20 protein-coding genes and 1 tRNA gene are annotated in these 18,974 nt (G+C 63.8%); 12 read left to right on the top strand and 9 right to left on the bottom strand.

Going from position 1 to position 18,974, the window contains the following annotated elements:
• Window positions 1-183 precede the first annotated feature (183 nt).
• Window positions 184-606 carry an NUDIX domain-containing protein gene (locus A3A5_RS0129875; protein WP_026201267.1) on the top strand — a complete coding sequence of 141 codons (423 nt, stop codon included), beginning with the start codon at window positions 184-186 and terminating at the stop codon, window positions 604-606.
• Between the two features lie 140 nt (window positions 607-746).
• On the opposite strand, the gene A3A5_RS0129870 is transcribed toward A3A5_RS0129875, so the two are convergent.
• Window positions 747-932, bottom strand: a complete 186-nt coding sequence (locus A3A5_RS0129870; protein WP_018314114.1) for a hypothetical protein — start codon at window positions 930-932, stop codon at window positions 747-749.
• Window positions 933-1,612: 680 nt separating this feature from the next.
• Between A3A5_RS0129870 and A3A5_RS0129865 the strand changes: the two genes are divergently transcribed.
• The 3 genes from A3A5_RS0129865 to A3A5_RS0129855 all read left to right on the top strand — a co-directional run bounded on the left by A3A5_RS0129865 (window position 1,613) and on the right by A3A5_RS0129855 (window position 3,043).
• Window positions 1,613-1,924: an H-NS family nucleoid-associated regulatory protein gene (locus tag A3A5_RS0129865; RefSeq protein ID WP_018314113.1), complete on the top strand. Its 312-nt coding sequence runs from the start codon at window positions 1,613-1,615 to the stop codon at window positions 1,922-1,924.
• A gap of 408 nt (window positions 1,925-2,332) precedes the next feature.
• Window positions 2,333-2,417, top strand: a tRNA-Leu gene (locus tag A3A5_RS0129860).
• A gap of 17 nt (window positions 2,418-2,434) precedes the next feature.
• Window positions 2,435-3,043, top strand: coding sequence for a PolC-type DNA polymerase III (locus A3A5_RS0129855; RefSeq protein ID WP_018314112.1), 609 nt, complete (start codon window positions 2,435-2,437; stop codon window positions 3,041-3,043).
• 32 nt (window positions 3,044-3,075) lie between these two features.
• Here A3A5_RS0129855 and A3A5_RS43670 read toward each other — a convergent pair whose 3' ends face one another.
• The 3 genes from A3A5_RS43670 to A3A5_RS0129845 are packed head-to-tail and all read right to left on the bottom strand — an operon-like array spanning window position 3,076 to window position 5,705.
• A complete protein-coding gene (locus tag A3A5_RS43670; RefSeq protein WP_157637318.1) occupies window positions 3,076-3,312 on the bottom strand; it encodes a hypothetical protein in 237 nt (78 codons plus the stop codon).
• A gap of 25 nt (window positions 3,313-3,337) precedes the next feature.
• Window positions 3,338-3,952: a cytochrome c gene (locus A3A5_RS0129850; protein WP_035813993.1), complete on the bottom strand. Its 615-nt coding sequence runs from the start codon at window positions 3,950-3,952 to the stop codon at window positions 3,338-3,340.
• Between the two features lie 22 nt (window positions 3,953-3,974).
• Window positions 3,975-5,705 carry a PQQ-binding-like beta-propeller repeat protein gene (locus A3A5_RS0129845; protein ID WP_026201266.1) on the bottom strand — a complete coding sequence of 577 codons (1,731 nt, stop codon included), beginning with the start codon at window positions 5,703-5,705 and terminating at the stop codon, window positions 3,975-3,977.
• 351 nt (window positions 5,706-6,056) lie between these two features.
• On the opposite strand from A3A5_RS0129845, the gene A3A5_RS0129840 reads away from it, so the two are divergent.
• On the top strand, window positions 6,057-6,737 hold the full coding sequence (locus A3A5_RS0129840; RefSeq protein ID WP_026201265.1) for an ankyrin repeat domain-containing protein: 681 nt from the start codon (window positions 6,057-6,059) through the stop codon (window positions 6,735-6,737).
• An 11-nt stretch (window positions 6,738-6,748) separates the two neighbouring features.
• On the opposite strand, the gene A3A5_RS0129835 is transcribed toward A3A5_RS0129840, so the two are convergent.
• Both A3A5_RS0129835 and A3A5_RS0129830 read right to left on the bottom strand, forming a co-directional pair.
• Window positions 6,749-7,810 (bottom strand): beta-propeller fold lactonase family protein, encoded by a 1,062-nt coding sequence (locus tag A3A5_RS0129835; RefSeq protein ID WP_018314107.1) that lies wholly within the window; start codon window positions 7,808-7,810, stop codon window positions 6,749-6,751.
• A gap of 38 nt (window positions 7,811-7,848) precedes the next feature.
• Entirely contained in the window at window positions 7,849-10,158 is a 2,310-nt protein-coding gene (locus A3A5_RS0129830) for a TonB-dependent receptor (protein WP_026201264.1), read from the bottom strand.
• 214 nt (window positions 10,159-10,372) lie between these two features.
• Between A3A5_RS0129830 and A3A5_RS0129825 the strand changes: the two genes are divergently transcribed.
• The 7 genes from A3A5_RS0129825 to A3A5_RS0129795 all read left to right on the top strand — a co-directional run bounded on the left by A3A5_RS0129825 (window position 10,373) and on the right by A3A5_RS0129795 (window position 17,182).
• On the top strand, window positions 10,373-11,134 hold the full coding sequence (locus A3A5_RS0129825; RefSeq protein WP_026201263.1) for an NADPH-dependent F420 reductase: 762 nt from the start codon (window positions 10,373-10,375) through the stop codon (window positions 11,132-11,134).
• A gap of 170 nt (window positions 11,135-11,304) precedes the next feature.
• Window positions 11,305-11,601, top strand: a complete 297-nt coding sequence (locus A3A5_RS0129820; protein WP_018314104.1) for a helix-turn-helix transcriptional regulator — start codon at window positions 11,305-11,307, stop codon at window positions 11,599-11,601.
• Between the two features lie 84 nt (window positions 11,602-11,685).
• Window positions 11,686-12,741: an alkene reductase gene (locus tag A3A5_RS0129815; protein WP_018314103.1), complete on the top strand. Its 1,056-nt coding sequence runs from the start codon at window positions 11,686-11,688 to the stop codon at window positions 12,739-12,741.
• Window positions 12,742-12,901: 160 nt separating this feature from the next.
• Window positions 12,902-13,222: a high-potential iron-sulfur protein gene (locus tag A3A5_RS0129810; protein WP_018314102.1), complete on the top strand. Its 321-nt coding sequence runs from the start codon at window positions 12,902-12,904 to the stop codon at window positions 13,220-13,222.
• Window positions 13,223-13,676: 454 nt separating this feature from the next.
• Complete coding sequence (locus A3A5_RS0129805) at window positions 13,677-14,657, top strand: quinone oxidoreductase (protein ID WP_026201262.1); 981 nt, start codon at window positions 13,677-13,679, stop codon at window positions 14,655-14,657.
• Between the two features lie 9 nt (window positions 14,658-14,666).
• The gene (locus A3A5_RS0129800) at window positions 14,667-15,515 is read left to right on the top strand and encodes a TauD/TfdA family dioxygenase (RefSeq protein ID WP_018314100.1); all 849 of its coding nucleotides are present in this window, start codon (window positions 14,667-14,669) and stop codon (window positions 15,513-15,515) included.
• 20 nt (window positions 15,516-15,535) lie between these two features.
• Window positions 15,536-17,182, top strand: a complete 1,647-nt coding sequence (locus tag A3A5_RS0129795) for a fatty acid--CoA ligase (RefSeq protein WP_018314099.1) — start codon at window positions 15,536-15,538, stop codon at window positions 17,180-17,182.
• Window positions 17,183-17,579: 397 nt separating this feature from the next.
• Here A3A5_RS0129795 and A3A5_RS0129785 read toward each other — a convergent pair whose 3' ends face one another.
• From A3A5_RS0129785 to A3A5_RS0129775, 3 genes are all read right to left on the bottom strand, one after another.
• Window positions 17,580-18,278: a DsbA family oxidoreductase gene (locus A3A5_RS0129785; RefSeq protein ID WP_018314097.1), complete on the bottom strand. Its 699-nt coding sequence runs from the start codon at window positions 18,276-18,278 to the stop codon at window positions 17,580-17,582.
• Between the two features lie 61 nt (window positions 18,279-18,339).
• Window positions 18,340-18,546 carry a DUF1289 domain-containing protein gene (locus A3A5_RS0129780; RefSeq protein WP_018314096.1) on the bottom strand — a complete coding sequence of 69 codons (207 nt, stop codon included), beginning with the start codon at window positions 18,544-18,546 and terminating at the stop codon, window positions 18,340-18,342.
• Window positions 18,547-18,615: 69 nt separating this feature from the next.
• Window positions 18,616-18,974 (bottom strand): 3-keto-5-aminohexanoate cleavage protein (locus A3A5_RS0129775; protein WP_018314095.1); only part of this gene is annotated, 359 nt, incomplete at its 5' end.

The following is an 18,974-nucleotide window of genomic DNA, read 5'->3' as shown; positions in this document are numbered from 1 at the left end:
TCAACCGTAGGGCGCTGCTAAGAGTGCAAGCCGCAATGTCGAACGTGCACTTTTCCCCACTTCAACGACGCATCAGCGCTTTGAGAATTGGGTGGTGAAATGGCGCCTAATTCTGATCTAAAAGGTGCGGTTCCAGTGTTGTCGAGTACGCATAACCTATGCTGGGTGTGAGTGAAACTGACAATGACGCCCATTATGCTTTCTGCGGGTTTGGTTGTGCTCCGACCCATTGCTGGTCAATGGCACTGCCTGATCCTACGCGCATATCGGAATTGGGACATGCCCAAAGGCATGCCAGAGCCTAACGAAGAGTCATTACCGGCCGCAATGCGTGAAACCAGGGAGGAAACCGGCTTGTCAACGCTCGAGCTTCGTTGGGGGGGAAGCTATCGCGAAACGGAACCCTATGCGAACGGCAAGATCGCGCGTTTCTATCTTGCGGTGTCATCAAGCGGTGACGTGAGCTTGCCGATTAGCGCTGAGCTGGGACGCCCAGAGCACCACGAATTTCGCTGGGTTACATTTGCGGAGGCCCAGCAGCTGCTGCCATCTCGGTTCGAGCCGATACTCGAATGGGCTCAGAGCATGGCCGGGGCGCCGAGTTAAGGTCGGCGGATGTCCTTGGTGCCCGATGCAGGAGAGGGTGATGCTTGGAGTCCAACACTCTCCGTCCCTGGCGGCCTAACCGCGAAGCGGTTGCAGGGATCGCAGTGCTGCGATTGCGTGGGCTATCGCAGCACCAACGCTCACCGGATGCGGCGCACCACCTCAAGCATCGAATGTCCCTGATTCGTCAGGCGAGGGCAGGCACCGTGCTCCATCGTGACCAGCTTGTTCACCAGCAAGCCATCCAACTGCTCGGGTTCGAGGTCATCGATCTCTTGCGTGTCGCCAAGCAAAAGCAGCGCGGCAATTTCATGAGGACTAAGCATGTCGGCCTCCTTTGTGTGATTCAAAAGGGAACTACGACTGCTATCCGTGGATTGTGTTCCACGGAGAAAAAGAGAAAAGGCGGGGGGTTAGGTCGGTGCTAAAGCGCGCTGAGGGCGCTCACCAAGACCTAAGCTAAACGGTCTTGCCGCAAAGATCAAGCAACTCACGTGTTGCGACGCGGCGGAAGGCAGTGCTCTGAGCGTGCTGCGGCGCGCGCCGCAGGCGTCTGTTGCGGGCAGCAGGTGCTTCATTAAGCCCTCAATTGATGGGGCTTCTGGATCACGAAGCATAGCGATTCGGTCACCTTGCACCGCTGCCGCGTTCCCGCAGTGTCGGGCGACACGCCAAAGTTTCTCTTTATCTGATAACGATCAAGAGAGGGCAACTGCTCGCCAGCGCAGCGTCTTACCTTGGACGTCCCGGGGGTTCGTTGCACGCAGATCGCTCCGTCCCTTCCATTTAAGCGGTTTGAGCGTCTCGCCAGTGACGTCGCTCGTTCTTTTAGTTGTTGTCCTGCGTTGACCCATATTGCTGCTGCGAACTGCGACAAGTATTGGTAGCTTTACAGGAAAGCTTTTGGATAGACTACGCACTCATGTGATAAGGTGAGCGCCGTTGCGCATTCCAGTTTGGTTTTAAACTATCTTCTCTCAGACCTCGACTAGAAAGGAAGAATCGTATGGCTACATACAAGGAATTGATGGCACAGAAGCGGGCGCTCGAAGCCCACCTGGAAGAAGTACGTGCCAATGAAGTAGCAGGTGTCATCGAGAAAATCCAGACTTTGATGGCAGAGTATGACCTGACAGTAGAGGACCTTACCAAGCGCCGGCGCGGACGCCCGGCGGGCAGCGGTGCAAGCAAGCCGAAGTCAGAGCTGCCTCCGAAGTATCGTGACCCCAAGACTGGAAAAACCTGGTCCGGTCGCGGCCGCGCACCCTCCTGGCTGGGTAAGAACCCGAACCGGTTTTTGATCGCAGAAGAAGCTTAAGTTTCGGTCTCTGAATGGATTTCGACTCCTGTACAGCGCAGGGGGTCGCTTTTCGAGATCAGCGCCAACGGGTATTCGTACTGACTGAAAGTTCCGCCCAGCAAGGAGCTGCGGGTTATCCCGCCTTTCGCAAGTGCGTGGCAGCTATTAACTCGTGCGTTCGGCTAGCGAGCGAAAAGCGCTTCAACCGGTACGGCAGCGCTTCTCCGGCTCAATGGCCGAGCTCTTGGCTCATCATCGATGAGCAAGTAGACGCTCGGGGTCGTCGGCGTGACCAAAGCAAGAATTTTAGGATAGAATGCGAGCCTTGAAACGATTTCCCCGCGATGGGGCTTAAGCGAAGGCAAATGCCTCAGCGAGAGTGTTGAAGCCTGAAAACCCGACGTCAGGCAATATTGTTTCTCCCCAGCCGACGTGGTGAAATTGGTAGACACGCTATCTTGAGGGGGTAGTGGCGAAAGCTGTGCGAGTTCGAGTCTCGCCGTCGGCACCAAACAACTTAGAAGCAGGATGCAGACGGTTGCGGTTCTGGATTTCGAAACGACGGGATTGTCGCCAAGTCTAGGTGACCGAGCCACGGAAATTGCTGTCATCTTGCTGCGTAACGGCGAGATCGTCGACCGTTATCAAAGCTTGATGAACGCCGGAAGGCGCATCCCCTCGCAGGTTGTAAGCCTGACCGGAATCACCAATGACATGATTGCAGATGCGCCTGCTGCATCGAAGGTCATGAGTGAAGCTGCCCGGTTTGTCGGCAGACATCCGGTGGTAGCCCACAATGCTGGTTTTGACAGAAGGTTTTGGCAAGCCGAGCTTGGGCTTCTGGACATCGCAGCCAATCAGCACTTCGCGTGTACGATGCTCACTTCCAGACGTATCTACCCACACGCTCAAAATCACAGGTTATCGACACTCGTCGATATGCTGCAATTGCCTAAGGCCGGGCGAGCACACAGAGCGATGGCCGACGCTGAAATGACCGCTCATCTGTGGCATCGACTGCAACACGATATCGCTCAGACGTACGGAGTGAGCCAAGTCGATTACGCGCTCATCGCCCGTCTTCAGGCCACCAGCCGCGCTAAGGTTCCGACGTTCCTTGCTTCGCTAGGCGAGTAGGGCGCTTTGAAACGCGTATAAATCAGGCGTAGCTAAAAAATAGGAGCCAAGGATGGCAACGTATCAAGAATTGATGGCGTAACCAACGACGCGCTCAGGATTTCCTTGCGGAATCGCTCCAGCACGGTGGGCCGGATAATCACGTTGATAACACCGGTCTCATCCTCATGCGTCATGAAGACGACGCCATTCGACGTGCCCGGCCGCTGGCGGACGGTCACGATGCGAATAGAAACACGCGCTCCACATTCATCTTTTAAGCGGCACAATTCCTAGATTTCGTCCGAGGCCAGGTCAATTCAGGCCGGTAATGTAGTTGGCGAGATTCTTGATATCGTCATCACTCAGGTTGCGCGATATGCTCGTCATATTCCCCGCGTCATTCGTGCGCCGCCTGGCCCGGAAATCCTCCAGCTGCTTGACGATATACGCATACTGCTGCCCGGCTACCCGCGGTATTTCGTTCTGCCCGGCGAAGCCGCCGAGGTGGCACATCGTGCACGGCACTTCCTCCGACTTGCTGCGTCCGGCCGCGACCCGCGCTGCATCGACCTTGTAGGTCGATGCCATCGGCTTCTGCGCGGCAAAGTAGTCGGACAGGTCCAGCATGTCCTCCTTTGACAACGGCGTGGCCATCGGCGACATGGCAGGGTCGCTCCGCCGTCCTTCCTTGAAATCACGCAACTGCAGGTAGAGGTAGCGCGCAGTCTGTCCCGCCAGTTGCGGATAGGCGGGATTGGCGGAATTGCCCTGGGGACCGTGACACGCAACGCATATCTGTGCCTTGGCCTGCCCGGCCGCCGCATCGGCACGGGCATTGCCGCTTGCTGCGAACAGTGCCAGCAGCGCAGACACCACGACGCGCCGCGCCGCGGGATGGCGGCGCGGACGGATCGGGGGAGTCCGGATTTCCGGATCGTTTGCCACGGACCTATTGCACCGCGAACACCAAGATGCTGTTGCCGCGCTTAAAGTCCAGCTGGGTGTTGCCGCCGGCTGCCACGGCAATGTACTGCTTGCCGCCGACGGTATAGGACACCGGCGGTGAATTGACGCCGGCCCCGCACTGGAACTGCCACAGCATCTTGCCGTTGGCCGCATCAAACGCCTTGAACAGGCCGTTGCCCTCGCCAGTGAAGACGAGTCCGCCGGCGGTAGCCAGCACGCCGCCGATCAGCGGCTGCTCGGTCTTGTAGTCCCACGCCACCTTGCCACTATCGATATTGACCGCCGAGAGCTTGCCCCACTGCTGTTCGCTCGGGATGACCTTGAATGCTCCACCCAGCCACAGCTTGCCGCCCGGATAAGGCACGTCTTCCACCTGGTAGGTCATCGGCTGATGCAGGTTGGCGGCATAGGCAAGCCGCGTTTTGGGGTTGAACGCCATCGGCGACCATTCCACGCCGCCGTTTGCGCCCGGTAGCATGCGCGCGCCTTGCGCGGTGGGCAAGGTCCACATGTTCTCCTGCGGGATCATTGCCTGGGAATAGCGGATCAGGCGGCCGTCGCGGCGGTCGTGCACATAGACGTGCCCGGACTTGCCGCCGTGGATGACGCCCGGAATCATCTGGCCTTTTTCATCGCGCACATCGACCAGGATCGGCGGGCTGGCTGCATCCAGGTCCCACACGTCATGGGCGATATATTGCGAGTGCCATTTGTAGGCGCCGGTGTTCAGGTCGACCGCGACCAGCGAATCGGTGTACAGGTTGTCTCCGGGACGGATCGCGCCATACAGGTCCGGCGACGGATTGCCCACCACGAAGATCGCCAGCTTGTTGGCGCGGTCCACTGCCGGGGCCATCCATACGCCGCCACCAAGTGTCTTGTAGAAGTCGCCGCCCTTGTCGGCCAGCATCTTCTTCTCTGCGGCGATGTCGCGCTTCATGTCGCGCCCGGTAGCGTCCTTGGTGGCCCAGACACCCTCGTGGCCCTTCTCGGGGATGGTGTAGAAGGTCCACAGCAGCTTGCCATCGGTGGCGCTGAACGCCTTGACGAAGCCGCGGATGCCGTACTCGCCGCCATTGGTGCCGATCAGGATCTTGTCTTCGATGACCACCGGCGCCATGGTTTCGGAGTATCCAAGCTCCGGATCCGCGATCTGTGTTTCCCACAGCAGCTTGCCGGTCTTGGCATCGAGCGCGACCAGCTTGGCGTCAAGCGTGCCCATGTAGAGACGATCGCCGCTGATTGCCACGCCACGGTTGTTAGGCCCGCAGCAGAACGTGGTAATCGGTCCCATCTTGTGCTTGTAGTGCCAGAACTCCTTGCCCGTCACCGCATCGATGGCATAGACGTGGTTGTAGGAAGTCGTGAGGAACATGACTCCGTTGACGACGATCGGCGCAGTCTCCATTGACTCCATCACGGCCGTCTGGAAGATGAAGGCGGGCCGCAGCCTGGCGACGTTCTTGGTGTTGATCTGCGCCGCCGGGTAGTAGCGCGTCTGCACGTACGAGCCGTTCGAGTGCAGCCAGTCGTTGCTGTTGGTGCCCGCGGCATCGAGTTGAGCCTGGGTGACCGGGCGCAGCGCACTGGACATTGGCGCGCCTGGCGTGGTCGCGCTGCCCTGGATTTCCTCGGCGGCAAGCGCGGCGGACGCATGGAAGGCAACCAACAGCAAGGGGAGGAAATGCCCGGAGAGGCGAGGGAATGAGAGCATGGGGTGCTCCTTATTCGATTCTTGTCGACCTGGCCGCTTGGGTGTGGGAAACGCATAAGTCGCTGCGTACCGTGCGACGCAAAGCAGGACTTGCCATGCGTCGAAGTGGCCCGAGGTAAAGTGCAGTATAGGCAAGAACCCCCGCAAAACAATCGGCACACAAGACGCGGCTGATACGCCGCAAGGGACCCGCTGATTCGGTGCATTGCAGCACCCGAAGGCGACTTGAATTTGTGCTTCGCACGCACCAGACTTAGCGGGCGGGTGAGCGAATGAGCCCGGGAATGGCCTTGAACTGCGGTACCGGTCTTGCGCAACGCGTCGCACCGGTTGTCATCCGAGGAGCCGGAAATGAAGCGTGGTCCGCGAAAGGTTTCAGTGGCGTGCCTGTGCGCGCTAGGCCTGCTCGCAGGCAAGGCACTTGCGGAAGGCGACATCAGCGTGAACGCGCGGTTGCTTGCTTCGGCGCGCGCCGGGGACGAGGCCGGCGTGCGCGGTGCGCTGGAACAGGGCGCTGCGGTGAACTCGCGCAACCGTATCGGCGACACGCCGCTGCTGACTGCCGCCAAGCGCGGCCTGACCGGCATGGCGCGCGCGCTGGTCGAACACGGGGCCAATGTCAGCCAGGCGAACGTGCAAGGCGTGACGCCGCTGATGGCGGCTGCGTTTGGTGGCTACCAGGAGATCACCGCGCTGCTGCTGGCGCGTCATGCCGAGCTGAACGCCACCGACCGCGTCAGCAAGACCGCCATGATCTACGCAGCGGGGGAGGGACACACGGTGGTGGTGAAGCAGTTGCTCGATGCCGGCGTCGATATCAACGCGCGCTATGCACATGGCCTGACCGCGCTGATGTGGGCGGCCGGCTACGATCGGAGCGAGGTCGTGCAACTGCTGCTCTCGCGTGGCGCGGATGCCGCGTTGCGAGATGACCGCGGGCTGACTGCGCGCGAGATTGCCGAGCATGCCGGCGCGAAGAACGCGTTGACCAACCTGTCGGGCAGCCAGACCGCGGCGGGGCCGGTGAAGTAGTGCCGCTGCGGTCACGGCGAATCGATCGAACCCACGCTCCTCGGATAGGTCACGATGCCCCAGCTTAGCGGCAGCCCGTCGAACTGCCGCACCGGCTGGTAGGTGCGCGCGTCGAAGACATAGACCGCATTGGAGCGCCCGCAGGCCACCAGCAGTCGCGCATCGTCCGGCGTGAAGCTGAAATGCCAGCAGCGCTTGCCTACCGCGATCTCGGCCAGCGAGGCGAAGGTCTGCGCATCGAATACCTGCAATGTATCGGCGCGCGATGCGGCGACGAACAGCCGCGTGCCGGCGCGATCGAACGCCACCCCGTAGGGACCGGTACGCGTCGGCACGGTGCGCTGCACGCGGAAGTCCGCGGCGTCTAGCACGACGAAGGCATTGGCCGATTCCAGCGTCACCACATAACGGCTACCGTCCGGACTTCCCTTGATCCCGCGCGGGCGCGAGCCAGCCGGCATCGGCAGCAGCTTCACTTGCCTGCCGCTGGCTTTCTCATAGACCGTGACGGTGTCGTCGCCTTCGTTGGTGACCAGCATCAGCTTGCCATCGCGCGAGAACTCGATGCCTTCGGTTTCCAGCCCGCTGCGGATGGTCCGGCTCACGCGCCAGTCCTTCAGGTCGATCACGGCAATTTCCGCCGGCAGGGGCTTGTGATCATGGCCATTGCCCTTGGCGGAGGGTGGCGGCGCGGCGCCGGGCGAGCCGGAGCGCTCGCCCGGTTCGTAAGTGACGAAGGCCTGGTCCCCCGCCACGCGTATGAACTCCGGGTTCTGTCCGATCGGCACACGCCGGACCAGCTGGCCCGTGGCAATGTCGATCACCGCCAGGTCGCCCGTGTCCTTGTTGGCCGTCAGCAGGTATTTGCCATCGGCGGTCACGCTCAGTCCGCGCGGCCCCTTGCCCCCGGTCGGGAGGCTGGCCACGGCTTCGAGCCGGTCCAGGTCGATGACGGCGATACCACCGCCTTCGGTGGACACGTAGGCCTGCGCCGCGTTGGCCGCAGCGGGACAGGCCAGCGCGAGCACGGCAGAGGCGAGCAGGTGCCAGGTACGGCACGGATGTGAAGGCATGGTGTCTCCTCGTTGTCAGGCAGAATATTGTTGCCCGCTCAGCGCCCGTCCCATTCATAGCGCACGCCGACCAGGAACAGCCGGGCCGCGCCCGGGGCCACAAAACGCCCGACGGGTACGGCCGCGCCCGGCAGCAGCAGCGTGCCGCCCGGGAACAGGTTGTAGCCCACCTGTCCGTAGGTCTGGTAGCGGCGGTCGAACAGGTTGTCGATGCGCCCATAGAGTTGCCAGCGCGGCGAGAACTGCCAGCTGGCGCGCAGGTTCAGCAGCAGGAAGCCAGCGGTGCGGGCGAGGCCCGGGTCTTGCGCGCTGAGCGCGCCATCCTCGTTGCCCGCGACCGGACGCGAGGACGACACGATCGCGTCGCCGCCGACGCTGACGGAGGCGGTCGCGCGCCAGTCTGCCCCGAGCCTGAAACTGTGCAGCGGGATCCCTGCCATGCGTGTGCCCGGATGCACCATCACCGGCGCGGCGAAGGGGGTCTGCAACTGGCCGTCCGCCCGGTAGGTCACTTGCGTATAGCTGTAGCCGGCGCGCAGCGTGAGCCGGCCCAGCCGCTGGCGCAAGCCGAACTCGAGGCCCTGGTTGCGTGTCTTCGGGAAGTTCGAGAAATACCCCAGCGGACTGAACGGCGAGCGCTGGAAGATGATGTCGTCGGTATTGTGGCTGCGGTATAGCGCCAGGGTCATTTCAGTGGTGTCAGCCGGCTGCCAGCGTCCGCCCAGCTCGACGGTGCGCGTGACCACCTGGCGCAGGAAGGGGTCGGCCTGCAGGCCGGTCGGCAGCTGGCAGGCGTTGGCCGGGTCCGCGCAGCCCAGCTCGATCGCCGTGGGCATGCGCGTGCCCTGCGAGACGGAGCCGAAGACCGTCACGCTGTCGGACAGCAGGTGCGATACCCCCACCGAGGGATTGAGGCGCGAGAAGGTGAAGCGCTCGTCCGACGGCGTGGGCGCGCCCAGCACTGTATGCCGGCGGCCGTCGTTCCAGCGGGCGGCCAGCGTCAGGAAGCTGTGCGGCAGCAGGCGGATGGTGTCGGTGGCGTACAGCCCCACAGTGCTGTCGTGGCCGTCCAGCAAGGCATTGGTGACCACCGGCGCATTGGGATCACCCTGCGCCGTGCGCGCAGCGTCGAAGCTGGCCAGCTGCGTGGCCTGCGTGTAGCGCGACCGGTTCAGGTCCAGCGCGGCACCGAGTGCGAAGTGGTGGGTCTCGCCATCGTGCGACCACTGCGCCGAAAGCCCGTAGCTGGTCTCGCTTACCGTGGAAGTATTGAGTATGGCACTGGGGGGCACTTCGTCACCCTGGCAGCCTTCGGCGCCCTGGCAGCCGAGCAGGGTGTCGAGGTAGTCATCGTTGATATCGCCGCTGTTGGCGTGCAAGCGCGTGCGGCGCACGTAGGCGGTGAGCTGCAGCTGGTCCTGCGCATTGAACTGATGCGCACCGTTGAGCGTCAGCTGCAGCGATTTCACGCGCGTGACATCGGGGGCGGTGTAAATCGCGCGGCGGTCTTGGCCGTAGATGCTGTCCGGCGTCAGGCCGTTGCCCGACAGCCGGCTGTTGCTGCCGAGCAGGCTCACGCTCCATTGGGTGGCGCTGGTCGAGCGGCCCAGCTTGAAGAACAGGTTGCCGAGATCGCTGGCGGAGCGGTCGCGCCAGCCGTCCTCGCGCCAGCCGGTGCCGGCAAAGTAGGCGTGCCAGCCGTCGCCGAGCGACTTGCCCGCGCTGACATCGAGCCGCGCGCGGCCGTAGCTGCCGGTGTTGAGGTCGGCCTCCACGCCCGGATGCGTTTCGCCGGACTTGGTGACCAGCGCTACTGCGCCGCCCAGCGTGTTGAGCCCATAGAGCGGGTTGCTGCCGGGCACCAGCGTCACCGTGCTGAGGGCGGCCTCAGGGATGCCGGGCCAGTTGATGACATCGCCCAGCGCCGCGTTCTGGCGCACGCCGTCAAGGTACAGCGACAGCCCCTGTGTGGAACCGAGCGTGGGTGAGAGCCGGTAGCCGCGGTAAAGGATGTCCTGCGCGAACGGATTGCCCTGCGCGTCATTGACCACGATCCCGTTCATGTGCTCCGCCAGGAAGGACGGGAGGTTGGTGGACTTCGCCCGTTCCAGGTCGCCATCGGTGGCAGTCTGGACATTGGCAGGGAAAGCCTGGCGCTCGATGGTGAAGCCGGGCAAGGGTGTCGGAGCCACGACGGTGACCTCTTGGAGGTTGTGGACTTGGTCGGACTGGCTGCCCGGATCCGGGCTCGCCTGCTGCGCTGCGACGGGCGTGGCCGCTGTCAGCGCAACGGCGACCATGCCCGGCGCAGACCAGGACGGGCAGGTGCGGCGTCGGGCGTCGGCCATGGCTTCCCCTCTGGCGCCGCATCGCGCGGGCGGCTGTGATGGAGACTTCCTGGAGTGGCGCCAATGCTACCTAATCTAATCCAGCGCGCAGGCGGTGCCAAGCGCGATTGCCCGGCAAGCCATTTTTTCGCCTAGAGTTTCTTGGGCGGCCGGTGAGCGGCAGGCGTCCTTGCGCACCGGCCGCGGGGCCAAGCAGTCATCCTGGGAGCGCGCGATGCAAGAGCCGGCAGTCGTCATTGATCCCGAACGCCGCCGCATGCTGCGGGCAGGGGCACTGGCCATCCTGACGCTGAGCCTTCCGCCGTTGACCGCCTGCGCTCAGGGAACGGCCGCTGGCGTGAAAGCGGCCCCAGCGCGCATTGGCGTGATCGGCTCCGGACGCATTGGCGGGACCGTCGGCGGGCTCTGGGTCAAGGCCGGGCACCCGGTCCTGTTCTCGTCGCGGCATCCTGAAGCGCTCAAGCCGCTGGTCGACGGCCTCGGCCCGCTGGCGCAGGCTGGCACCGTCGCGGAGGCAATCGCCTTTGCCGATGTACTGTTCCTCGCCACCCCTTACGGCGCATTGCCGCAACTCAGCCAGGAGAATGCCGGGGCGTGGGCAGGCAAGATCGTGCTGGATGCCACCAATGCCATTGCCCAGCGCGACGGCGCGATTGCCGATGAAGCCCAGCGCAACGGCATTGGCATCACTACGGCGAAATATCTGGCCGGCGCGCGCGTGGTGCGGGCGTTCAACTTCATGGGGGCGACCAACTTCGCCAGTCAGCATCACCGGCCGGGCGGTCTGATTGCCGTGCCGATTGCCGGCGACGACCAGGCGGCGCTGCAGGTGGCGGCGCAACTGGTGCGCGATGCGGGGTTTGAGCCGGTGGTGGTGGGGCCGCTGGCCAGCGCGGACAATTTCGCGCCGGGCGGGCCGCTGTTCCGGCAGATTGGCACTGCCGAGGAATTCCGCAGCAAGATGAATGGGCAATAGCGCGGCAAAACGATAAGACAATCCTAACTTGGGGCATGCTAGTGCCGCTTGGAGCACTCCAGCAAAGCCAGAAGTTATATCGTATGATTTCGATATTAAGTTTGCGAGGCGACGATCTATGTTTCGCAGATTGGCGAAACAGCGTTCCTTCACCCAAGGCGAACCCCTCCATGGACATCGATGCCATCCACAAGGCGCTGGCCAATCCGGTCCGGCGCAATATCCTGGCCTGGCTCAAGACGCCACAGCAGTGTTTCGGTGAGCAGGAATATCCGCTCGACCTCGGCGTATGCGCGGGCCTGATCGACGCGCGCACCGGGCTGTCGCAATCCACCGTCTCGGCCCACCTCGCGACCTTGCAGCGAGCCGGGCTGGTGACGTCGAAGCGGGTTGGCCAATGGGTTTTTTTCAAGCGCGATGAAGAGACCATCCGCGCCTTCCTCGATCACATGCATAGCGATCTTTGAAGACCTGCACTGCGCATAGTCAGCGGCGCGCAAGCGCCAAATTCCGCACCGATGGTGCATTCACCCTCCTCGATACCAAAAACCATGCCCACACTCTTTGACCCGATCCGTATCGGCGACCTCGACCTTCCCAACCGCGTCATCATGGCGCCTCTGACGCGTTCGCGCGCAGTGGGCGGCGGCCGCGTGCCCAACGCGTTGATGGCCGAATACTATGTACAGCGCGCTTCAGCGGGCCTGATCCTGAGCGAAGCCACGGCCGTGACTCCGCAAGGCGTGGGTTATGCCGACACCCCGGGCATCTGGTCGGAAGAACAAGTGGCTGGCTGGAAGCACGTTACCGACGCCGTGCACGCCGCCGGCGGCCGCATCTTCCTGCAACTGTGGCACGTGGGCCGCATCTCCGACCCGGTCTTCCTCGACGGCGAACTGCCGGTGGCACCCAGCGCGATCGCGGCCGGCGGCCATGTCAGCCTGGTGCGCCCCAAGCGCGCCTTTGTCACCCCGCGCGCGCTTGAAACCGATGAAATCCCGGGCATTGTCGCGGCCTACCGGCACGGCGCGGAGAACGCCAAGGCCGCCGGCTTCGACGGCGTTGAAGTGCACGGCGCCAATGGCTACCTGCTCGATCAATTCCTGCAGGACAGCACCAACCAGCGCAACGATGCCTACGGCGACTCGATCGAAAATCGCGCCCGGCTGCTGCTGGAAGTCACGGATGCCTGCATCGCGGTTTGGGGCCCGGCGCGCGTGGGCGTGCACCTGGCCCCGCGCGGCGATGCCCACACCATGGGCGACTCCAACCCGGCCGCCACCTTTGGCTATGTGGCACGCGAACTGGGCAAGCGCGGCATTGCCTTCATCTGCTCGCGCGAAGCGCTCGGCGATAACCGCCTGGGGCCGGAACTGAAGCGGGCCTTCGGTGGTACCTATATCGCCAACGAAAAAATGACCAAGGCCACTGCCGAGCACGTCTTGCAGGCCGGCGAAGCCGACGCAGTGGCCTTCGGCCAGCTCTTCATCGCCAACCCGGACCTGCCGCGCCGCCTGCAACTGGATGCGCCGCTCAACGCGCCGCAGCCGGAAACCTTCTACCATCCCGGCGCCGCAGGTTATATCGATTACCCCGCGCTCGCCTGAGCAACAGTTGTGGCCCGCGCACCAGCGCGCGGCCACCAATGCTTGCGCGCCGTCCTCGAGCCGGCGCCGTCATTGCCTCTTGCGGACGACCCGCAGTAAGCTCTGTCTCCTGCGGCAGGCATAAGCCGCGCACCGTCCCCCCAACAGAGGAGCCCCAGCCATGCCCTGCAGACGACAGTTCCTTGGCTATCTCCCGCTTGCGCTGACTGGCAGCATCGCTGCCGCAGCGGCCCTCGGCAACCGGCCGGCCCGCGCCGCCGCCATGCTGGGCGAGCAGGAGCCGCAGGCGCTCAAGGTCGGCTACATGGCCGACTCGTCCAGGGTCGATCCGCGGAAATACCCGGCCCACAAGCCATCGCAGACCTGCGCCAACTGCCAGCTTTACCAGGGTGACGAGGGCAGCGCCGCCGGCGGTTGCGCACTGTTCGGCGGCAAGGATGTCGCGGCGAAGGGGTGGTGCAGCGCCTGGGAGCAGGGCTGACATCGCGCGCTGCTACGCGCATCATTCCAGGCCAGCCAGCCTGGTCGATGGGCGTGCGTATCGTGCCAAGCGTGATGCCAGGGTTGATCGCAACCATCGTGGTAGCGACACACGGCCTTGTGGAAAACGGTTCTGTCAATGAGCGGACGCAGATCACATCTGCCAGCAATGTTTTTGCCGGCAGGAGACGAGGCTACGACTGAGAGCATATTCAACCACTTCGTCGTCCTTACTCGCGCAGAGCAATACCCCGATGGCCCGGCCGCTCATGTGACTTCTTCACATCGGTAGCCTATTTGGGCATTCCAGTCCGGGTATATCAACGGGTCCCATGCCCTTGGCATGAAATGCAAAGTCGATGGAATCTGTTGCAAAGCCGCGGCGCGCGCCGGGTTCTACATTGGTCTCCATATGCGGCGCACCTCGCGCCGCCCTTGATCGGGAGACCAAAGCTGTGGAAAAAATTGTCCGGATGTACGGGATCGGCGGGCCGGAAGTGCTGCGCTATGAAAGCAATGAAGTGGGCGACCCCGGCCCCGGCCAGGTACGCATCCGCCACGTGGCGGTGGGCCTGAACTACGCGGATACGTATTTCCGTAACGGAACCTACCGCGTGCCGCTGCCTTCGGGCATAGGCGTGGAAGGCGCTGGCGTGGTGCATGCGATCGGGCCGGATGTCACCAACGTTGCCGTGGGCGATCGTGTCACCTACACCGGCTTCGTCAATACGCTGGGCGCGTACAGCACTTCCCGCCTGGTGCCCGCGGCACCGCTGATCCGCTTGCCAGAGACCATCAGCTTCGAGACGGCAGCGGCGATGACCATGCGCGGGCTGACTTCCGCTTACCTGATGCGCCGCATCCACGCCTTCAAGGAAGGCGACACCATCCTGCTGCATGCCGCAGCCGGCGGGGTGGGGCTGATTGTGTCGCAGTGGGCCAAGCTGCTGGGCCTGACCGTGATCGGCACGGTTTCCTCCGAAGCCAAGGCCGAGGTGGCGCGGGCGCACGGCTGCGACCATGTCATCAATTACAGCCATGAGGACGTGGCGGAGCGGGTGCGAGCGCTGACCGATGGGGTTGGCGTGTCGGTAGTGTTCGACAGCGTGGGCAAGTCAACCTTCATGGCCTCGCTGGATTCGCTTAAGCGGCGCGGCACTATGGTGTGCGTGGGCACCGCCTCGGGCCCGATTCCTCCGTTCGATCCCGTGCTGCTGGCCATGAAGGGCTCGGTGTTCCTGACCCGGCCTGCGCTGGCGGACTACATCGCCGACCCGGCCGAGAAGGCCGAGCTGGCCGGCGAACTGTTCGATCACGTGGGCGCGGGCCGTATCCGCATCGAGATCAATCAACGCTATGCGCTGCAGGATGCGGTGCAGGCACACCAGGACCTGGAGTCACGCAAGACCACGGGCTCGTCGATCTTCGTCATCTGAGGCAATGCCATGCAAGTCAAAGAAATTACCTGCGCCCTTGGCGCGGAACTGAGCGGTGTCGACCTGGCCGATGCGATTCGCGACGATGGCCTGTTTGCCGAGATCCGCGCCTTGCTGCTGAAGCACCGCGTGCTGTTCCTGCGCAACCAGCAGTTCAGCCGAGCCGAGCACGTCGCATTTGCGCGGCGCTTTGGCGAGCTCGAAGACCACCCCGTCGCCGGCAGCGATCCCGAGCACCCGGGCCTGGTCCGCATCTACAAGACCCCGGACCAGCCAAACGACCGCTACGAGAACGCATGGCACTCGGATACCACCTGGCGCGAAGCCCCTCAGTTCGGTGCCGTGCTGCGCTGCGTGGAATGCCCGCCGGTAGGCGGCGACACCATGTGGGCCAATATGGCACTTGCCTATGAGCGGCTGCCCGCGTACATCAAGGAACAGATCGCGGACCTGCGCGCGCGCCACAGCATCGAGGCCTCTTTCGGCGCGGCGATGCCGATTGAGAAGCGCCTGGCACTGAAGGCCCAGTATCCCGACGCGGAACACCCGGTGGTGCGCACGCATCCGGATACCGGAGAGAAGATCCTTTATGTAAACGCCTTCACCACGCATTTCACCAACTTCCACACACCCGGGCGGGTGCGCTCCGGCCAGGACGCCAATCCAGGTGCGGGCGACCTGCTGCGCTATCTGGTCAGCCAGGCGTACATCCCCGAATACCAGGTGCGCTGGCGCTGGGAACCCAACTGCGTGGCGATCTGGGACAACACCGCCACACAGCACTACGCCGTGATGGACTATCCGCCGTGCCACCGCAAGATGGAGCGCGCGGGCATTATCGGCAGCAAGCCGTACTAATGGACAAGGCAAGACAAGCAATGCAAGACAACCTGATTACGGCCGCACAGTCGGCCTACGCCTACCCCCTTCTGGTCAAGCAACTCCTGATCAACTCGGTCAGCCTCCATGGCGACCAGGAAATCAGCTACCGCGGCCAGAAGCGCTACACCTTCCGCGATTTCCGCGGCCGCATCGGCAAGCTCGCCTCGGCGCTCACTGCGCTCGGCGCCGGGCACGGGACCACTGTGGCGGTGATGGACTGGGACAGCCACCGCTACCTGGAATGCTACTTCGGCGTACCCATGATGGGCGCGACGCTGTTCACGGTGAACGTGCGGCTGTCGCCCCAGCAGATCCTGTACACGCTGAACGACGCCGGCGCGGACGTCGTGCTGTTCCATCCGGATTTCGTGCCGGTGCTCGAGCAGATCCGCGGCGAGCTGACCTGCAACCCGCGCTTCGTGCTGATGGCCGACGGCCAGGACGCACCGGCGCTAACCTTGCCGCTGGCGGGGGAGTATGAGGCGCTGCTCGACGACGCGTCGCCCGACTTCGAGTTCAGGGACTTCGACGAGAACACCAAGGCCGCGACCTTCTACACCACCGGCACCACCGGCGATCCCAAGGGCGTTTGCTACAGCCACCGCGAGATCGTGCTGCACACGCTGGCATCGGCAACCAGCCTGTGTTCGCCGCGCGAGGGCCAGCGCATGCATCGTGAAGACGTCTATATGCCGATCACGCCGATGTTCCACGTGCTGGCATGGGGCATCCCGTACATTGCCATGATGCTGGGCCTGCGTACCGTACTGCCGGGCCGCTACGCCCCGGATGCGCTGCTGAAGCTGCGCGAGACCGAGAAAGTCACCTTCTCGCACTGCGTGCCGACCATCCTGCAGATGCTGCTGCAGTCGGCGCAGGACGGCGCGCAGGACCTGTCGGGCTGGAAGATCATCATCGGCGGCTCGGCGCTGCCGCCCGCGCTGTGCGAGGCGGCCCTGGCGCGGGGCATCGATATCTTTGCCGGCTACGGCATGTCGGAGACCGGCCCGATCGTCTCGCTGGCGCAAATTCCGCCGGGTTGTACGCCTACGGACCGCGCCGACGAAATCCGCATGCGCTGCTCGACCGGCCGCCCGGTGACGTTGGTGGATTACCGCATCGTCAGCGAAGACATGCAGGACCTGCCGCGCGACGGCAAGAGCCGCGGCGAGATCGTGCTGCGCGCGCCGTTCCTGACCAAGGGGTATTTCGGCAAGCCGCAAGCGTCGGAAGAGCTGTGGTCGGGCGGCTTCTTGCATACCCAGGATGTCGCGGTAATGGGCGAGGACGGCTTCGTGCAGATCGTGGACCGTATCAAGGACGTCATCAAGACGGGCGGCGAATGGGTGTCTTCGATTGAAGTGGAGAACCTGATCACGGAGGTGCCGGGCGTGCAGGAATGCGCCGTGATAGGCGTGCCGGATGCGAAGTGGGGGGAGCGGCCGATGGCCTTCGTGGTGCGCAAGGCGGGCGCCGAAGTCAAGGCTGAGCAGATCCGCGATCAACTGATGGCACACGCGGATGAACGCCGGATCAGCAAGTATGCAGTGCCTGAGGCCGAGCGCATCACCTTTATCGAAGCGATCCCGAAGACCAGTGTCGGCAAGATCAACAAGAAGCAGCTGCGTGAAAAGGCAGCCTGAAGGGTAGTAAAGGGAATTTGCGGCAGTCCTCGGGCGGGGGCTGCCGCTTTTTATTCGTCTTCGCCGAATCGCGGGTGTTGTCGCGGCAATCGTTCTTGATGTCGTGGTTTTCGGGCTCCGGCACCGTCCCAAAGCCCACCCAGTACCACAACCGCTAGCCAAGCATCCCCCGCTAATCAGCGAAGAACTTCCTTCTTGCGCGCCACGCGCAAAAAAAATGCCTCCTGACGGAGGCGCACAAGCTGTTGGCGCTCCCTTTCACGGCTGGATATTGAAGGTCTTCACAATTCCTGCATTGCGCTCAAACTCCGCGTTCAGGGACTGGTTCAGTTCCTGCATCGGCTCATAGCTCAGGGCCTGCATCCGAGGCGCAAAGCGCCGTCGCCAGGGTGTTCGTTCAGGCGGCTGCGCGGGTGGCGCGCTGTTTCGCACGCGCCAGCGCGCGCAGCATGGCTTCCAGCAGCGCAGCCGGAGGCCGCGAGCCAGACACGCTGTGGGTGCCGTTGAAGACAAAATGCGGCACGCCGAGTCCGGTCCGCAAGGACGCTTCCTCGGGGCCGCCCAGTGACGGCAGCCAGTCCAGGTCCCGGTGCCCGCCAGCATCGCCCGGATCCGGGATCGCGATCCCGCAATTCGCGGCGGCCTGCCGCAGCACGCGCGGCTCACCGATGTTCTCGGCGCGCAGGAAGTAGCGCGTGAACAGGTCGTCGATCAGCGCAGCGGCCGCATCGGGGCCTGCCTGCTGCCGCGCCAGGCGTACCAGCCGATGCGCCAGCAGGGTATTCGGAAAGGTTTCGATGCGATCCAGAGCGAGCGTCAGGCCGGCTTCCCGCGCCGCGGCACAGACCTGCGCCTGTCGAACCGCCACCGCCTCGGGACTGCCCAGGCGCGCCACGTAGAAATCCCGGTAGGGCAAGCCGGCGGGAGGCGTGGCGGGGATCAGCGGATACGAGCGCCATTCCACCTGCACGGCAACGTCCGGGCGCTCCCGCGCCAGCAAGGCAATGGCGGTTTCCAGGTGCTTCTTGCCGATCAGGCACCAGGGACAGATCAGGTCGAAATAGGCGTCGACCGAAAGCGTAGAAGGATAGTTCATGGCAGCAGCTTCAAAGCGCCAGCCGGCGAGCTCAGCGCAGGCCGCAGCAGGCTGTGGAAATTCAGGAGGTGGGCGCCGACAGCGCGCGGCTTCGCCACGACTGGCGCGCCGGCAGCGAAGCCATGACCTCGGCGCGCCCGGCGTCGGTCATCTGCGCCCAGCGGCCGATCTCGACCGGGGTCCTGCCGCACCCCTGGCAATACTTGCCAGCGTGGTCCATGCGGCAGATGTTCAGGCACGCATTGATGACGCTGAGGGACGGGTTCATGGCATGGAGACAGTTTGGATGACGGTGCGGCCGCGAGCTCTTTCGCCCGCGAGCGCACCGGCGCGCGCGTCAGGCCGCGCGCAGGGGCAGGTTCTTTTGGCCGGCCTTGCGGTTCGGCGCCATGCCGTGCGCGGCCAGCGTCTCGTCGGCGCTGTCGTACCAGGTGCCGATGCGGTAGATCTCGCGCGCTTCCTTGCCCGAGGCGATCTCGCGGCCCAGTTCCTTCGCCACGCGCACGCACTGTTCGATCTGCTGGACCGAGGTCATGCGGTTGCCGTGCTGGTCGATGATGGTGTCCTCGATGCCGCAGCGCGGATGCAGGCCCATCGCCATGGCCATCATGTTGAACGGCAGCACGTTCTTCAGCAGCGACTCGGCGGTCAGCGTGCAGCCGTCCGGCGCGCGGTGCACGAAGTTGAAGAAGTTGA

Source organism: Cupriavidus sp. UYPR2.512 (assembly GCF_000379565.1).
Classification (GTDB): Bacteria; Pseudomonadota; Gammaproteobacteria; order Burkholderiales; family Burkholderiaceae; genus Cupriavidus.
Note: the sequence above shows the minus strand (reverse complement) of the source record. Positions and strands in the feature narration are given on the sequence as shown.

Coding starts and splice junctions, on each gene's coding strand:
- A3A5_RS0129815 (WP_018314103.1), top strand. CDS start 11,686: ATGCCCACACTCTTTGACCCGATCCGTATCGGCGACCTCGACCTTCCC.
- A3A5_RS0129825 (WP_026201263.1), top strand. CDS start 10,373: ATGCAAGAGCCGGCAGTCGTCATTGATCCCGAACGCCGCCGCATGCTG.
- A3A5_RS0129875 (WP_026201267.1), top strand. CDS start 184: ATGACGCCCATTATGCTTTCTGCGGGTTTGGTTGTGCTCCGACCCATT.
- A3A5_RS0129855 (WP_018314112.1), top strand. CDS start 2,435: ATGCAGACGGTTGCGGTTCTGGATTTCGAAACGACGGGATTGTCGCCA.
- A3A5_RS0129820 (WP_018314104.1), top strand. CDS start 11,305: ATGGACATCGATGCCATCCACAAGGCGCTGGCCAATCCGGTCCGGCGC.
- A3A5_RS0129780 (WP_018314096.1), bottom strand. CDS start 18,546: ATGAACCCGTCCCTCAGCGTCATCAATGCGTGCCTGAACATCTGCCGC.
- A3A5_RS0129870 (WP_018314114.1), bottom strand. CDS start 932: ATGCTTAGTCCTCATGAAATTGCCGCGCTGCTTTTGCTTGGCGACACG.
- A3A5_RS0129830 (WP_026201264.1), bottom strand. CDS start 10,158: ATGGCCGACGCCCGACGCCGCACCTGCCCGTCCTGGTCTGCGCCGGGC.
- A3A5_RS0129865 (WP_018314113.1), top strand. CDS start 1,613: ATGGCTACATACAAGGAATTGATGGCACAGAAGCGGGCGCTCGAAGCC.
- A3A5_RS0129810 (WP_018314102.1), top strand. CDS start 12,902: ATGCCCTGCAGACGACAGTTCCTTGGCTATCTCCCGCTTGCGCTGACT.
- A3A5_RS0129785 (WP_018314097.1), bottom strand. CDS start 18,278: ATGAACTATCCTTCTACGCTTTCGGTCGACGCCTATTTCGACCTGATC.
- A3A5_RS0129795 (WP_018314099.1), top strand. CDS start 15,536: ATGCAAGACAACCTGATTACGGCCGCACAGTCGGCCTACGCCTACCCC.
- A3A5_RS0129835 (WP_018314107.1), bottom strand. CDS start 7,810: ATGCCTTCACATCCGTGCCGTACCTGGCACCTGCTCGCCTCTGCCGTG.
- A3A5_RS0129845 (WP_026201266.1), bottom strand. CDS start 5,705: ATGCTCTCATTCCCTCGCCTCTCCGGGCATTTCCTCCCCTTGCTGTTG.
- A3A5_RS0129840 (WP_026201265.1), top strand. CDS start 6,057: ATGAAGCGTGGTCCGCGAAAGGTTTCAGTGGCGTGCCTGTGCGCGCTA.
- A3A5_RS0129800 (WP_018314100.1), top strand. CDS start 14,667: ATGCAAGTCAAAGAAATTACCTGCGCCCTTGGCGCGGAACTGAGCGGT.